General features: G+C 44.8%; 14 protein-coding genes and 1 pseudogene. 7 read left to right on the top strand and 8 right to left on the bottom strand.

Annotation, left to right across the window (positions count from 1 at the left end; all coding sequences use genetic code 11):
* Positions 1-92: 92 nt before the first annotated feature.
* Positions 93-1,553 carry a DUF2867 domain-containing protein gene (locus BCT49_RS24975; protein WP_102439030.1) on the top strand — a complete coding sequence of 487 codons (1,461 nt, stop codon included), beginning with the start codon at positions 93-95 and terminating at the stop codon, positions 1,551-1,553.
* A gap of 218 nt (positions 1,554-1,771) precedes the next feature.
* On the opposite strand, the gene BCT49_RS24970 is transcribed toward BCT49_RS24975, so the two are convergent.
* The 3 genes from BCT49_RS24970 to rsuA form a co-directional block, all read right to left on the bottom strand.
* Entirely contained in the window at positions 1,772-2,431 is a 660-nt protein-coding gene (locus BCT49_RS24970; RefSeq protein ID WP_017108238.1) for a DUF2913 family protein, read from the bottom strand.
* Entirely contained in the window at positions 2,431-3,648 is a 1,218-nt protein-coding gene (locus tag BCT49_RS24965; protein ID WP_102439028.1) for a Bcr/CflA family multidrug efflux MFS transporter, read from the bottom strand. Before BCT49_RS24965 ends, BCT49_RS24970 begins: the two co-directional genes overlap by 1 nt.
* A 133-nt stretch (positions 3,649-3,781) precedes the next feature.
* Complete coding sequence (gene rsuA / locus BCT49_RS24960; protein ID WP_102439026.1) at positions 3,782-4,477, bottom strand: 16S rRNA pseudouridine(516) synthase RsuA; 696 nt, start codon at positions 4,475-4,477, stop codon at positions 3,782-3,784.
* Between the two features lie 97 nt (positions 4,478-4,574).
* Here rsuA and BCT49_RS24955 point away from each other — a divergent pair, with 97 nt between their 5' ends.
* From BCT49_RS24955 to BCT49_RS24940, 4 genes are all read left to right on the top strand, one after another.
* A complete protein-coding gene (locus BCT49_RS24955; protein WP_102439024.1) occupies positions 4,575-6,317 on the top strand; it encodes a DEAD/DEAH box helicase in 1,743 nt (580 codons plus the stop codon).
* A 180-nt stretch (positions 6,318-6,497) separates the two neighbouring features.
* Positions 6,498-6,896, top strand: coding sequence for a PepSY domain-containing protein (locus BCT49_RS24950; protein ID WP_102439022.1), 399 nt, complete (start codon positions 6,498-6,500; stop codon positions 6,894-6,896).
* Positions 6,897-6,957: 61 nt separating this feature from the next.
* The gene (locus tag BCT49_RS24945) at positions 6,958-7,617 is read left to right on the top strand and encodes a response regulator transcription factor (RefSeq protein WP_017111626.1); all 660 of its coding nucleotides are present in this window, start codon (positions 6,958-6,960) and stop codon (positions 7,615-7,617) included.
* 119 nt (positions 7,618-7,736) lie between these two features.
* The gene (locus BCT49_RS24940) at positions 7,737-9,086 is read left to right on the top strand and encodes an ATP-binding protein (RefSeq protein ID WP_102439020.1); all 1,350 of its coding nucleotides are present in this window, start codon (positions 7,737-7,739) and stop codon (positions 9,084-9,086) included.
* Between the two features lie 205 nt (positions 9,087-9,291).
* Here the strand turns inward: BCT49_RS24940 and BCT49_RS24935 are convergent, their stop codons facing one another.
* The 3 genes from BCT49_RS24935 to BCT49_RS24925 form a co-directional block, all read right to left on the bottom strand.
* On the bottom strand, positions 9,292-9,672 hold the full coding sequence (locus BCT49_RS24935) for a VOC family protein (RefSeq protein WP_017111624.1): 381 nt from the start codon (positions 9,670-9,672) through the stop codon (positions 9,292-9,294).
* A gap of 226 nt (positions 9,673-9,898) precedes the next feature.
* Positions 9,899-11,206: an LssY C-terminal domain-containing protein gene (locus BCT49_RS24930; RefSeq protein ID WP_102439018.1), complete on the bottom strand. Its 1,308-nt coding sequence runs from the start codon at positions 11,204-11,206 to the stop codon at positions 9,899-9,901.
* Between the two features lie 14 nt (positions 11,207-11,220).
* Positions 11,221-11,949 carry a glycosyltransferase family 2 protein gene (locus BCT49_RS24925; RefSeq protein WP_065103768.1) on the bottom strand — a complete coding sequence of 243 codons (729 nt, stop codon included), beginning with the start codon at positions 11,947-11,949 and terminating at the stop codon, positions 11,221-11,223.
* 369 nt (positions 11,950-12,318) lie between these two features.
* On the opposite strand from BCT49_RS24925, the gene rplY reads away from it, so the two are divergent.
* A complete protein-coding gene (gene rplY / locus BCT49_RS24920) occupies positions 12,319-12,597 on the top strand; it encodes a 50S ribosomal protein L25 (protein WP_017079048.1) in 279 nt (92 codons plus the stop codon).
* Positions 12,598-13,138: 541 nt separating this feature from the next.
* Entirely contained in the window at positions 13,139-14,338 is a 1,200-nt protein-coding gene (zigA, locus tag BCT49_RS24915) for a zinc metallochaperone GTPase ZigA (protein ID WP_102439097.1), read from the top strand.
* A gap of 127 nt (positions 14,339-14,465) precedes the next feature.
* Here the strand turns inward: zigA and BCT49_RS24910 are convergent, their stop codons facing one another.
* Complete coding sequence (locus tag BCT49_RS24910) at positions 14,466-15,680, bottom strand: CobW family GTP-binding protein (RefSeq protein ID WP_102439016.1); 1,215 nt, start codon at positions 15,678-15,680, stop codon at positions 14,466-14,468.
* Between the two features lie 234 nt (positions 15,681-15,914).
* Positions 15,915-16,131 (bottom strand): annotated as a pseudogene (locus tag BCT49_RS24905) (NTP pyrophosphohydrolase); the annotation flags it as partial.

Below are 16,131 nucleotides of genomic sequence, written 5' to 3'. Positions count from 1 at the left end.
AGACCTAAACGGAACGTATTGATGAATAAAGATAAATATCGCGCTATTATATCAATGTTCGGTTTTTAACCACAGATATAAATGGAGTAACAATGAAGAAAGTACTGGTTTTAGGCGCTTCTGGATATGTTGGTTCTCAGCTCCTCCCTCTCCTGCTTGAACAAGGCCATCAAGTCACTGCAGCTGCAAGGCATATCGACTATTTAAAAGCACGAACCGAGCCTCACGATAACCTATCGCTCGTGTATCTTGATCTTGCCGATCAAGCTGCGACTCAAGCGCTCGTCCCTGACTTTGACCTTATTTTCTTTCTCGTACACGGGATGGCTGAAGGCCACGATTTCATCGACTATGAATTGAATTTGGCGCGCAATTTTATCTCTGCGTTAACTCCGAATAATAAACACGTGATCTATCTAAGTTCGCTTCAACCACAAACGGCGGATTCGGAACATTTACAAGCCCGCAAGCAAACCGGTGACTTATTGCGAAAAGGCTCAGTGCCAGTAACCGAATTACAAGCTGGCGTGATAATCGGCCCAGGCTCAGCGGCATTCGAGATCATGCGAGACTTTGTTTACAACCTGCCCATCATGATTGCGCCAAAATGGGTGGATTCCAAAGCGAATCCAATAGCATTGCAGAACCTCAACCATTACCTACTCAAACTGGCGCAAGACACTCCGTCAGAGCACCAAACCTTCGAAGTCGGTGGGCCTGATATTGTCTCTTATCGAAACCAGTTTGCTCATATCGCTAAAACCGCAGATCGCCCTCTTCGACTCTGGGCTACATCTTTACTGACACCACAAATTGCGTCTTATTGGTTAGGCGTCGTTACGTCGGTACCTTCCAACATTGGCAGAGCACTTCTCGCGGGTCTTAAGCATGACTTCATTGCTAACTCGACCACCATTAGTGAAAAGTACCCACAAAAGCTGATGTCGTTCGAACGTATGGTCGAGCAAACCATTCACTCTGAAGGCAACTTCGTGAAAAGTAATGTGTGGGGCTTCGATAAAACCGCGTTTAAACGCTGGCAGGCTGGCTATGGTTATTACCCAAAGAAAACCGGAGCCAGTATTACCTCAACGGCATCGCTCGAGTCGTTGTGGCAGATTGCTCAGCAAATAGGAAGTCCAAAGCAGGGTTACTTCTTTGCTAATGCATTGTGGCGTACACGAGAATGGCTCGACCTTCTGTTTGGTGGCGGCATTCCGGTTCGACAAATGCCAGAAGGGGCGAATCTAAAAGTCGGTGACAAAATCGATTCATGGAAAGTCATTCGCTGCGAAGAGAACCAGTTTTTGTCTCTGCTTTTTGGAATGAAAGGACCCGGTTTAGGACGCTTAGAAATCACCGTGTCAGATAATGGAGAGTCGCGAGAACTCAATATATCCGCTTGGTGGCATCCGAAAGGCTTTCTAGGTCTACTCTATTGGTTTGCAATGATGCCAGCCCATCTGTTTATCTTTAAAGGCATGGTGAAGGCGATTGAGAAGCAGGCACAAGAGCAGATGCGAGATACGAGTGTCGAGATGCGAAAAGATTAAAAGCAGATTCGGGATTCGAGTGGCGGGATGCGAAAAGACTAAAAGCAGATTCAGGATTCGAGTAACGAGATGAGAAGAGATTAAAAGCAGATACGGGATTCGAGTGTCGAGATGCGAACAGACTTAACAGAAAATTTGCAACACGCGCTATGAGAGGCAAAAAAAAGAGCGGATAATTCCGCTCTTCGTATCTCTCATCTCGTATCCCGAATCCGCTACTAGCCAACAACGCTAATTGGGATCTCAGCAAGCTGGTTGCCTTGGTTAGCAGGGTACACGATGTATTCACCGTGGTACTTCACCGCTGACTTGTAGTCAGTGACTTTATGAAGCATGAAACCCGCTTCCATCGCTGCTTGAATAAACTCAGCGTGGTTACCACGAACAAACCAGTTCATTGGTTTTACCATCAATTCACCGTCGAACGAGTCGTCACACTGTTTGCCACAAAGTGCAAAAGAGTGCTCGCCATCAGTGAAGAACTGAATTTTGCCGCCAGTCGTCAGCTCATCTTCACTCGATACGCTCCAACCCATCTCGTACATCTTGTCCATAAACGCTTCAACGTCGCTATCTTTCAACGCTTTTGGTTCTTCGCCTTCAGGGAAGAATTTACCGTAAAACGCAGAGATACGTTTGAAGGTAAAAGTTAAATCAGAGTTGTTGCCTTTTGAACGCCCCTGCTTCTGCCAACGCACCAAATCAGGAACAATCACACGATCATAAGACTGAGCCTTAATCGCCTTCGTTACCCAACGAACTAAATAAAGGTTGTTCGCAATAGGCGCATCAATCGCTTTGCCTGCTTTGTGCAGAGCGTAAAGCTCGCCCAATGCGTCATTCACTAACTTCTGAATTTCAATATAGTATTTTGACATTATGCCTTCTTTCCTAATGTCCAATATAGTAATGCTGACATTACTGCACACGCAGCCATTACCATAGCCATAGACCCAGCACTGTCACTTGGCAGCATCGCTACGATAGCCCCAACGACAGAACCAGTACCAAATCTTAATGTTCCCGCAAGCGATGAAGCCGTGCCTGCCATGTTTGGATAACCACTTAGCAGTAGACCCATAGAGTTACTGCCGATAGTAGAAATGGTGCCAATAAATAGCATCACAAACGGCACAATACCCCAAAGTCCTAGATCCAGCGCCCACCCAACGAGTAAGCCTAAACCAGCCAGTAATTGAATAACCAACGCCGCTCTCAACATCGTATGAGAACCGACCTTCTTAACGATTCGACCATTGATGGTTGTCATCAGGATCATCGCTACGATGTTTAGGCCAAACAGATAACCGAACAAGTCAGGACGTACACCATAGATATCAATGTAGACAAAAGAGCCTGCGGTTAAGAATGCAAACATCCCAGAGAATGAGAATGCACCCGAGAAAATCAAACCCATAACCGTCGGGTTTTTACACAAACGAGCGTAATTGCGAATCGTCGTTTTAAAGCGCAAGGGCTGACGATTTTCGACGGGCAGTGTCTCAGGGATCTTGATGATAACCGCAAGAATCACGATAACGGCAAAAATAGCCAACACCCAAAAGATTGAACGCCAACCAAACCACAATGCTAAATAGCCACCAATCATAGGGGCGATTAATGGCGCAACCGTCATCACTAAGGTAACGAACGACATGGTTCTTGCGAAATCTTCACGGTCGAACATATCGCGCACAACCGCTTGGATAATGACCGCTGCCGCAGCACCTGCAAAACCTTGAGCCGTACGAACTAACGTTAACGCTTCAATACCATGAGTGGTTGCACTCACGACAGACGCTATCGCAAAGAAGAATACACCAATCAGTAGCACTGGCTTGCGACCATAACTGTCGGCTAACGGGCCATGTAACAACTGACCCAAAGCGAAGCCTGCGGTGTACGCTGTGAGTGTGATTTGCACTTCACCCGCTGTCACGCCGAGATCTTTGGCGATCGTTGGCATTGCGGGTAGGTACATATCGATTGCGAGTGGTGTCAAAGCACCAATAGCGCCCAGAACCAAAAATAGCATCCAACCTAACTGAGGAGTTTGAGGTTGTGAGCTTGGGGTCTGCGGGGTAGACGTTTGCATAACTCTCCAACTAAGTACTAGGTTTATGTGAGCACGAACATGCACACAGCAATAATGGCTGAAACTGTCCTAGTACCAGTCAAAATAATCAGCCGACGCTATCCTTGGTCGGCCACATCTACGGTAGAAAAGATTACTTCCAGATAGAGTCGACTTCTTCTTGTGTTAGGTAACGGTATTCACCCAACTCTAAAGATTCGTCCATCTCGATTTCACCAATACGTTCACGGTGCAGTGCTTCTACCTTGTTACCAAGAGCTGCAAACATGCGTTTTACTTGGTGGTATTTGCCTTCGTGAATCGTTAGTAACACTTCACGCTCTGCACGTACTTCTAGAAGTGCTGGAAGTGTTAGGCCATCTTCGCTCTTAAGCTGGATGCCCTCTTTGAATTTTTCAACATAATCCGCTTCTACTGGTTCAACCAACCATACACGGTATGTTTTTTCGCACTTGTGCTTTGGCGACGTAATACGGTGAGACCACTTACCGTCGTCAGTCATTAAGACAAGGCCAGTCGTATCAACATCTAGACGACCTGCAAAGTGCAGCTTGTCCATTTTGATTTCATCAAGTAATTCAAACGCAGTGCGATTTGAGCCATCTTCATGCGAACAAACAAAGCCTTCTGGCTTGTAAAGCATGATGTAACGAGGGCCGTGAACATTCAGTTCATTACCTTGCCATTCCACAACGCACTCTTCAGTTACCTTAAGTGAGCCGCTTTTTTGAATGACATCATTTACTGTCACTGCTTTTGATTTTAATAAGTGTGTTGCTTCTCTTCGAGTGACGCCTAACGCATCGCACAGAAATTTATCTAAACGCATGAATACCTCAACTAATCTAAGTCGGGTATTATAGTCACCTTTGCTCAATTAGTTGAGCTATTTCACACTATTTGTTTTTCATCTTACAAGACACGATATGTATACACTCCGCCCGTACCAAGCTGACTCAGTAAAATCAGTGATTCATTACTTCAGAAAACACCAAACACCGGCTGTTCTTGTGTTACCGACAGGCGCAGGAAAAAGTCTGGTGATTGCAGAGCTAGCAAGGCTTGCTAAAGGTCGTGTTCTAGTGCTTGCTCACGTAAAAGAGCTCGTTGAGCAAAACCATGAAAAGTATGAAGGTTATGGGCTAAAAGGTTCGATTTTCTCCGCGGGTTTAGGGCGTAAAGAGACCGACCAGCAAGTGGTATTTGCTTCGGTTCAATCTGTGGTTCGAAACCTCGACTCATTCTCCAATCAGTTCTCGCTATTGGTTATCGACGAATGCCACCGCGTTCCGGATGAAAAGACCAGCAGCTATCAAAAAGTGATCACTCACTTACGTGAAAATAATTCGGGCATAAAGGTGCTTGGATTGACCGCGACGCCTTATCGTCTTGGTATGGGGTGGCTTTACCAATATCACACACGTGGACAAGTGCGTTCTGAAGAGCCTCGTTTTTTCAGAGACTGTATTTTTGAACTCCCGATTCGCTACTTGTTGGACGAAGGCTTTCTCACACCAGCTCGAATGATTGACGCTCCCGTTTTAAGCTATGACTTTTCCCAACTGAAGCCAGCAAGTACCGGTCGCTATAAAGAAGCCGAACTCGATATGGTGATCGAGCAATCTAAACGCGCTACTCCACAAATTGTCGACCAGATCATTGAACTGGCCAAAGACAAACTCGGCATCATGGTATTCGCTGCGACGGTTCGACACGCACAAGAGATCCTTGGCTTATTGCCAGAAGGCGAATCATCAATTGTAATTGGTGACACACCAACACTTGAACGTGACCAAATCATCGGTGATTTCAAAGAACGTAAAATCAAGTTCTTGGTCAACGTATCGGTATTAACCACAGGTTTTGATGCTCCACATGTCGATTTGATCGCCATTTTGCGCCCGACAGAGTCCATCAGTTTGTATCAACAAATCGTTGGCCGTGGCTTACGTTTGTCTTCAGGTAAAAAAGAATGTTTAGTGCTCGACTATGCAGGCAACAGTTACGACCTTTATCAACCTGAAGTGGGCGACCCAAAACCTGATTCTGACAGTGAAATCATCACCATTCCCTGCCCTGCTTGCGGTTTCAATAATAACTTTTGGGGCAAGCTAGACAGCAATGGATTCTTACTTGAGCACTTTGGCCGCAAATGCCAAGGCTACTTTACCGATGAAGACACGGGTGAACGCGAACACTGTAACTATCGTTTTCGCGCTAAGTATTGCGGTGAATGCGGCGCTGACAACGACATTGCCGCACGCATTTGTCATGAGTGTGATGCCACCTTAGTCGACCCAGACAAAAAGCTGAAAGAAGCGTTAAACCTGAAAGATGCGTTAGTATTTGAGTGTTTAGAGATGGACCTTAACGTTCTCAAGGACGACAAAGGCAAATCGCAACTTAAGGTCACCTACCGCGGTGAGAACCAAGCACAAGTGCATGAGTTCTGGTCATTAACCACCAAGAAACAGAAGCAGAACTTTAAGGATCAGTTTGTTCGCCCTCACCTTGCCGACCGACACCGACCATTTGAAGAAGCTTCACCAAGTAAAGTGGTTGCTCACCAACATCGATTCCGCCCACCTCAATTCGTGATTGCGCGTAAAGTGGGACGCTTTTGGAAAATGAGAGACAAGATATTCGAAGACGAGCTTCAGCAGCATTAAGGTTAAGAATATAGATAAGTATTACGTTCTTAACACTCGGCAGTTAGTCTTCATTTATCAGGCCTTCCGCTGTTAAACGTTAAGTTTTTAGGTATCAAATTCTCATTATTAATCAGGTTCACTTTCTGTTCAGAATTACTTTTTTATACTGAACGCTATCAACCTTCTCTAGGATTCGCTATGTTTAGTAAAGCTATGATTTCTTTGTTTTCTATAAGCTTAGGCTTATTTGCTTCTGCTGGTGCATGGGCCGACTCACATCATAATGGTCATGACTTAGTGCAAGATGTCCATAAAGCAGGAACTCGTATCGAATTTGAAGAAGATCAAGACGAAGTCTACGAAGCCGTACGCGAAGGCTATATTCGCCCTTTCTCAGAAATGTATGCGGCCGTTGAGAACGATCTTCATGGTCGAATCATTAAAGTAGAACTAGAAGAAGACGATGATATTTGGGTTTATGAACTAAAAATTAATTACCAAAACAACATCATCAAAGTCGAATACAACGCCGAGACGTTAGAGATGCTCATGATTAAAGGCCGAAACTTTAAAGACGCCATTAAACACGGCGACTAGTTACGTACGACGAAGAGCTAAGCACCGCGAACAGTCATTACAAGAATTAAGAAGAACAATTATGAAAATTTTAGTCGTTGAAGACGAACCTCGCTTGGGCCAACAAATTCTAGAAACCCTTGAGGGAGCCGACTGGGTTCCAGAGCTTTCTCAAGACGGTATCGACGCACTCTACCGTGCAACATCGGAAGAGTGGGATGCCATCGTTCTCGACCTAGGCTTACCGAAGCTGGATGGCCTAACCGTGTTGAAAGGCATTCGAGACGAAAATATCAATACACCAGTCGTTATCTTAAGTGCGCGTGACACTCTTACTCAGCGTGTAGAAGGCTTGAACGCAGGCGCGGATGACTACCTAACAAAGCCATTTGAAATGGTTGAGTTGATTGCTCGTATTCGTGCGCAATTACGTCGCGCGTCTGGTAGCGCTGCTCCTGTTCTTCAAATTGGTGATTTAAGCCTAGACACTCGCAGCTCTAAAGTACTTTGGCAAGGCCAAGCGGTAAGCCTAACGGCATTGGAATACAAAGTTGTTGCTTACTTCATGCATAACCAGAACAAGGTTATCTCGCGTACAGAATTAGTGGAACATATCTACAAGCAAGATTTCGACCGTGACTCTAATACTGTGGAAGTTTTCATCGGCCGTATCCGTAAAAAGATCGCACCAAAGATCATCAAAACCGTTCGTGGCCTTGGCTACCAACTCAATGCTGAATAGTGCTGTCGTCAATTTAGCGCCATCACCAATAATAAGTGCAATCATCAATTAAGTGGACAGCCTGTTCTGATCATCGTAATGCTGATAAATCGCGACGAGCAAAGACAGGCTGGTAACGTATGAATCTTAAAAAAAGAACGCTTAAAAACATCAGTCTAAAAAGCCGCTTGCTCCTCGCTGCGGCTTTTTGGTTAGGTGCCATGATTTTAGCGGCGGGTATCGGTATACCAAAGCTGGTTAATGATTATCTCGTCGACGATATGAAGCAACAACTCAGCCTCACCATGGACGAGCTAACCGCCAATATCGAAACCAACTCAAACGGCAACCTAATCATGGCAGAGCGCCTGTCTGACCAGAGATTTAACCAACCTTACAGTGGTCTTTATTGGCGAGCCGCGACTCAAGAACAGATCATTCGTTCTCGCTCTCTGTGGGACAAAGACCTCACCATCAAGCGTTCGCCGATTCACACATCCATCAAAGGGCCCGAGAAAGAGAGGCTGATTTATATTGAGCAAGATATCTACCTGCCTGAGCTCACTGACCCTATCACGATCACCATAGGTATTGACGAAGATCCATTAGAATCGACCCTTACCGAACTGACCAGCCAAGTATGGTTAATCCTGATGCTGTTGTTTGTTGGCGTACTGATGTTGATTGGTATTCAAGTGAGCTGGTCGCTATTGCCACTGAGCAAAATGCAGCGTGAACTAGTGATGCTCAGAAAAGGCGAACAACAAGGGTTAAGCGACAACTACCCAAAAGAGGTTTCTCCCTTAGTCTCTGACCTCAATGCCCTACTCTTCCATTACCAAGAGTTACTGGAACGAGCGCGTAACCACGCGGGTAACTTATCTCATGCCTTAAAAACACCGTTATCGGTTCTGAAAAACGAAATCGAAATGCTGCCAGACAACGAGAAGAAACTGTTACAACAACCGATTCATCAAATTCAAAGTCAAATCGATTACCACCTTGGCCGTGCACGCATGGCGGGGGCGATGAACATCCTTTCAGTAAAATCATCGCCTTGTGAGCGCGTTGAAGCTATCGCGATGGCATTTGATAAGGTTTACGCGGCTAACGATGTCACCATGATCAACGAGTTGGATTCCGAACTTGAGGTCGCGGTAGAAAAAACCGACCTTGATGAGATGGTTGGAAACCTGCTTGAAAACAGCTACAAGTGGGCAGGCAGCATTATTCGCGTACACGCCAATGAACTTGCCGACGGTAATGTCGAATTGATTATTGAAGATGACGGTAAAGGCATCCCAGAAGAGAAGCTCGAACAGGTAACCAAGCGAGGCGTACGTCTTGATGAAACCACACCAGGTACCGGCTTAGGGCTTAATATCGTGAATGAGATGGCACACAGCTATCGCGGCAGCTTAACTCTAGGCAAAAGTTCAATGGGCGGATTAAAAGCCTCTCTTGTTCTGAAGGTGTCTAAAGTCGTATAAAGCTCTTAATAGGAACATAAAAGCTAAGCGGCACATAAAAACTAAACCTCACATGAAATCAGGAGTTTGCACAATTTAGCAAACTCCTGATTTTTCTAGCAATACACCATTGTATTGAACGGCTACATCTTCAACATAACCAACGCGTCCATGGTCAGTCAGACCTTATTCAATCCGATCATAGTCAATAACAGACCATCGCCAGTTATTGCATGGAGTGAAGCCCTATCATGTTGCCTTCACTATCACTCACAATACTGATAAAACCATGCTGACCAATCGCCATTTTCGGCACTTGTAAAGCACCGCCGTTTTCAGCGGCTCGGCTTGCTTCAGTCGCACAATCTTCACAAGAGAAATAGACCATTGTACTGTTGCCGCCAGCTTTGACATGAGACATATAACACAGCGCACCTGTAGCGCCGTAGCTATCCATATCACAAGGGAACACCCACATTTCAACGTCCATTCCAGCTTCAACATCGAGCTTATCGAGAGTGACATTAAACACAGCCTCGTAAAAAGCCTTCGCTCGCATCATATCGTCGACGTAAATTTCAAACCAACCAATCGGATTCATTTGCATAACTTTGTCCTTAGCTTGTGCTTCTTAATAGCACCTTATTAGCATAGACAAAGGCAGAGATATTATTGCGGAATGAGGACTTTGATTTGGAACTCAACAGTGGTGAATTTCCCACTAAGCATGATGTTAAGAAGGGTTTAAACAAGGCTCAATGGGAACATTCTAAGAATCAATGGGATAACCGGAGAAGAGGAAGAAATTGAATGTTATGTGTTAGTTCGGCGGTCTATATGTCATTGGCTGCAACATCCAGTTTCTGTTCGTCAAAACCATAGGAACTCGCACCAATCATGAGTATGTTGCCGTCAGTATAATAGTCGTTGTGATCATTCATCACCTCAGCCTTGGCAAGTGGCAAATTCGCGATGCCTAGACTCGGATTAATAGATTTAATCTGTTCTGCCAGTCTATCGCGCTCTTCATCCACATTGGGATCAACCCTGTGAAGAATGGTGACAATACCAGAGTACGGGGTCACTTTAAGACCGTCATCGTAGCTGATTGCGCCTAACCACTTAGGTCGATTGCTATTATGATCAAGCCCTGCATTCCACCAACGAATATGGCTTCTTTTCATCAGATTCCCTGGCAGTTGAAAAGCCATATCCTGCGGCTTGTTTCGCCAGTACAAATCAGACACTGGCGGCGTTTTCTCTTTCAACAACGCGAGATAACCCGTCCATTCAATCTCGTTACGAGAGAAGGTCTGATTCTCTATCCAACCAAGCTGATTCATCAATTCACGTGGCGACTCCCCAACGTAAACAACATTAATCGCTTGCGCGTCATAAATCGGAGACAGGCCGGGAAACGCCTTATATGTCACTTGCTCAAGGTCTATAGAAGTGACCTCTTCTGATGTTTGCTGAGTCAAAAAGTCATCAGCTTTCCAGAAAAAATGGGCGTAATTAGCGTATACAACCGATGCTAACAACAAGGCACTCGATTTCAGCATCAGGTGTCGCCATTTCATTCTATAACCAATGATCGTGACGACTAAAACGGCAAATGCGCCAAGTATTAAGCTTTGGTGTTCAGCGAGGAATATCTTAACGCTGTTAAGCAAAGGAAAGCTCTCGACGCCATGCGCCAATAACATACCCCAAGCGATAAATTGTCCGCCGCCAAGAATGAGTCCAAACAAAGCTAATACGCTAAAACTACGCCACGGTACACGGTGAGAACCGGCAATGAATGGCACAACCCATGCAATAGGCCCTAACAGACGGGCGAATAATATGAGATAGGTTCCCTTACGAGCAATTAAGCATCGACAACGCGCAATCAGCCTTCTGGTTTTAGGGCGGAACTTGGTCAGTTTACGCTGTGCTTTTGCGCCGTATCTATAACCAATCAAATAACTCAACTGATCACCCAATAGGCCGCCAAGCATCACAAACACCAGCGCAGACCAAGCCCCTGAATACGCTTGGTAGCCCGCTGCGATAAAGAAGGGCTCACCGGGCACAAATAAGTTGGGGCCAATCAACGCATCACCCAAAGCCCCTAAGAAAAGTCCTATTCCTTCAAACATTTCAACCCCAACGCTTATTGCTCGTTATAGTGTCCGAACTTATATTTCATTTCATTGTTACGCATCTCACCAGAGAAAAAGCGTCGTACATTGGCTTTCAAATACGTCATGCCTGTTTTCATAATCCCATCTTGATCAAGCCTTCTAGGGTCAAATCCAAAAGTCATGTTAAGGAAGCGAAAACGCCAAGTCTTGCTGGCTCTTTTCACGTAATCACAATCTTCACAAAGGACGATAGCCTCATCAAAGCCACCTATCTCTTGATGCACTCGTTTCGTCGAGAAAATACAAGCGCCAACCGCTGTAGGGAAAAAGTATTGGGTTGTAAGCAAACCTGCGTTGAACAGCCCGTAACCTAATTTATGCACCAAAGGTAACCCCTTAGAGCTCATGTACACGCCAGCCACTTCCAGCTTTCTTTCATCAAGTTCATAGAGCGCTTTTGCTAAGAAGTTACGAGGCAAACTGACATCGGCATCTAGGAATAGGATTCTCGAATGCTTAGCCAAAGAAGCGCCAGTGTTTCGGCCTAAACTCACACCACGCTCTTCCATATGATGCACAGTCAGCTCTGGCAAGGCGCTTTCATAAGCCTGAGCGACTTCTCTGGTGTTATCTTCACTGTTGGAGTCGACGACAATCACTTCGAACTCTTGGTGGGTTTGCACGCTCAACTCTTCCATCAAGCGACCAATTCGTTTCTCTTCGTTTAATGTAATAACGACAATGCTTACTGGTTCCATAACTTCACCTATTCATTCTGCTGTTTGATTAGCATTAAGAATAACTAACCAAGCCTTAACCAAGTCTTAGGCGAACATTCATTTTCCGTTCATTAACTTGATGATTTAGCAGCACTATAAATAGATAAGATTGGCAATGTTAAAGGCGATAAAATGGGGTAAATATGAGTTAGTGAACGTTTTATCTCCAAACGAATCATTTATCGAAGGAAATTCACTTTGAGGTGGGCTTCTGACTTGCTCAGATTTGAATGTGATGTTAGTATCCGCGCTCGCTTAAGCATGAACTCGTTTGTGCCTAAGCTTTACCACATACTCAAGGTCGCATTGAGGTGTGAAGTTAATTTTTACTAATTTGAGAGTAAAACTATGAAATTTGAAGCAGTAGTACGTACTGAACTAGGTAAAGGTGCGAGCCGCCGCCTACGTCACGCTGGTAAATTCCCAGCTGTAATCTACGGTGGCGAAGCAGCAGCTGTAGCTATCGAACTTGTTCACGCTGAAGTGATCAACCAAATGGATAAGCCTGAATTCTACGAAGCAATCACTCTACTGATTGACGGCGCAGAAGTTAAGGTTAAGCCGCAAGACGTTCAACGTCACGCGTTCAAGCCTAAAGTTGAGCACATGGACTTCATCCGTATCTAATTCCCTACCAAGGAATAAGATTGGATTAATCCAAGCCTTCTGCATAGAAAAGATAATCGATCTTACCAGTCGAGAAATCTAGAAATTCGAAACCCCGATGCTACCAACATCGGGGTTTCACCGTTTTTGGGGTTTAGAAAATCGAGGAATATTATGACTTTCATAACCTTAGACGATAAATGGGTAAATAGTTAAAGCACGAAAGATCACTATCGTGACAATATACAGTGCTCACATGGCTTGTTATTCACTCTTATAAGCCCTCACGACACCTCTCCCCCATGCCACCATCCGATATTATAAGATTCTTGTTGAGTGTGATTTAAGAAGATCTGCACATGTCGATTCATAAAGCTCAAACAATCGGTGAGTCAGATGCCCTTTATTGCGTGCATCTGAGCCTCTACCACTTAAAAACGAATAAAGGCACCGATAAGGTGCATTGACCGACATAGAAATATACTGCTTGATGCCAGAGTTAAGATCACCGATTATGCTCAATGTTATATTATAACATTACACTAATTAGAAGAGCATGAGCATGAACACCCAAAAACTCCCTGTTACGGTTTTATCCGGCTTTCTCGGCGCAGGAAAAACAACCGTTTTAAGTCATATTCTTAACAACAGACAAGGCAGAAAAGTTGCGGTCATCGTCAACGACATGAGTGAAATCAACATCGATGCAGCGACCGTTCAGAATGAAGTTTCTCTCAACCACAGTGAAGAAAAACTGGTTGAAATGAGTAACGGCTGTATCTGTTGTACCCTGCGTGAGGATCTACTTGAAGAAGTCACCAAACTCGCTCAAGAAGGAAGATTCGATTACTTAGTGATCGAGTCCACAGGCATCGCTGAGCCACTTCCCGTTGCAGAGACTTTTACTTTCGCTGATGAGAATGGGCTTTCGCTTTCAGACGTTGCCCGTTTAGACACAATGGTAACAGTGGTTGATGCCATCAACTTCCTGCGAGATTACGATGAAGCTAAGTTCTTAACAGAGACGCCCGAGTCATTAGGTGAAGACGATGAGCGCAGTGTCGCTGATTTACTTGTCGATCAAGTAGAGTTCGCGGATGTGATCTTGATAAGCAAAACCGATCTCGCTGAGAAGTCAGAAGTCGAGAGACTTTTGGCGATTCTTAAAACACTCAATACCTCAGCTACTATTCTTCCTATCTCGAATGGCGAAGTGAAACTTGATGCGATACTCGACACACAGAGCTTCAGTTTTGAAAAGGCACAACAAGCGCCTGGTTGGTTGAAAGAAATGCGAGGCGAGCACATACCTGAAACTGAAGAATACGGTATTTCCAGCTTTGCATATCATGCGAGGCGTCCTTTCCATCCAGAAAAGTTTTATCATTTCCTCCATAACGCAGAAGACTACGGCAAACTGATTCGTTCTAAAGGTTACTTTTGGTTAGCAACAAGACCGGACTTCGTCGGCCAGTGGAGCCAAGCAGGCGGCATCGCACGTTATGGTGCCGCAGGTATGTTTTGGAAAGCAATTCCGAAAGAGGAATGGCCGACGGGTCAAGAATCCCTCGATGCCATCAACAATATTTGGCAAGAACCTTATGGCGATATGCGACAAGAATTGGTGTTTATTGGCCAAGGGTTAGAGCAAGAAAAATTAATTTCCCGTCTCAACGAATGTTTGTTAACGGAAGATGAAATGGAGCAAGGGCGCGACTATTGGTTGTCTTTGGAAGACCCATTCCCTGATTGGGAAGAGTAAACAGCTTAGATAAAAAAGCCTCCCGCTATTCGGGAGGCTTTCATGTTTTATGAGGCCAATTCAGTAAATCCGTTATTGGAACAAACCAAGATTTAACAACGCGGCGACGCAGTATTCACCAGTGTACTTAAAGTGTCTTCTTCTGGCTTAACTTGGCAATTTTCTTTGGCCAAGGATCTTCAAATGTCTCCCCTTGCTGCCACAAATCCAATTCCGCATCAGTCAAAAAGCATTTTTCCAGTGCATCTATAAAGGCATCGACTTCGTTTTCTTGCCCAATCACTGTTAATCGACAACGACGATCACCAAAGCTGCTTTCAACACTGTCTATCTTATCTTGTAGGATTTGACGGTGCTCCTCAGTAAAATTTTGTGATTCATCATTGATCACCGAAGCACGCCAAAAGCCTGTAATTTCAAGCCCAACATTGCCGTTCGCTTGGCTCCAAAGCAGTGAAACATCATCTCGAGTTGGGAACCAAAAGAACCCCTTGCTGCGAAATACGCCTTTCGTTAAATATTGTTGGCAGGTATTCCATAAACGCGCAGGATGAAATGGGCGATCATCTTTGATCACTTTCGCGACAAGGTTTTGTTTATCTTTATCTGAGAGATTCAAAGGTTCATTCACTGTCTCACGAAGTTCAGCGGTTAACTGTTCCACTAAGGCAAAGTTGTAGTCTTGCTTACCTTTTAACGTGCGGATATCCAAGTTTCCCCATGAAGTTTTGATTATCTCGGAGTACACATTGAGCGGGTGAATCGCCTGCGCAATGTTGCGAACGGCATTGTCATCCACTTTGTCTGTTTTGGTTAGCATGATACGGTTTGAGAACATAATTTGCTCAACCAACAAGTTTTCTACACCACGAACACCTTGCTGCACATTCTCCTGCCACTTCGGAATTAAAGCGGAGCCTTGTCGATAGTCATCTCGCAGCCAAGTAGCATCCACTAACGTAATCACGTCTTTAAGTGCAAATTGCGCGTTGTTTTTGAAATACTCAACCAAAGGCAAAGGATGGCTACTACCCGACGTTTCAATCACAATACATTCTGGCGACTTTTCCGCACAGAGCTTTTTAAGCGCTTTATCGAGCTGCTTTACACCACTCGGGCTGCTGATGCTATCTCCACTGATCGTGACGAAGTTCCCCTGCTCTTCACTCACCGCATCTGTATTTAAGATGAGCACACCATCGACATCCAACTCACTCATGTCATTCACAATAACGGACAGATCATCGCCGGAATAATCGGTTTGTTGAAGAATGTTGCGTAAGAACGTGGTTTTCCCTGACCCGAGAAACCCATGCAAAATGGTGACTGGAATTGACGACATACCTTTGACCTAAAAGCTTGAACAATGCGAACGCTATAACATAACAATTAACCATGTGAAAGTAATCCCATGCTGTCTTAGTTAAATAGCTGACAAAACGGTAAAGAGCATAGAGGCAAGGGTTACGTGAGCCAAAGTACACGGAGTATCGAAAGACAAACCAATGTAAATTCAACTCCAACCAAGTATTTAGGTTGTTGTGTTTATTGCTGTCGGTGCTTATCTGACGAAGCTTTAGAGAAACATCCCTACCCGCTCCACTTCTTTCAAAGCAACGCCATCGGCAGCAATACCAACAAGCTCTGTATTTAACGAATACCACGCGACACTGTCAGCCTCTTGAGCTGTGACATCTCCTTTCCAGTCACTCACAATAAAGTAATGGATCAACTGAAGCTCTTTCGTAGGATGGTAAAGCGAGCACAAGTACTTGGGCTCTTCTCCGCTTAGA

This window comes from Vibrio lentus (genome assembly GCF_002875945.1).
Lineage (GTDB): Bacteria > Pseudomonadota > Gammaproteobacteria > Enterobacterales > Vibrionaceae > Vibrio > Vibrio apostichopi.
This window is presented reverse-complemented; position numbering and strand designations above follow the sequence as displayed.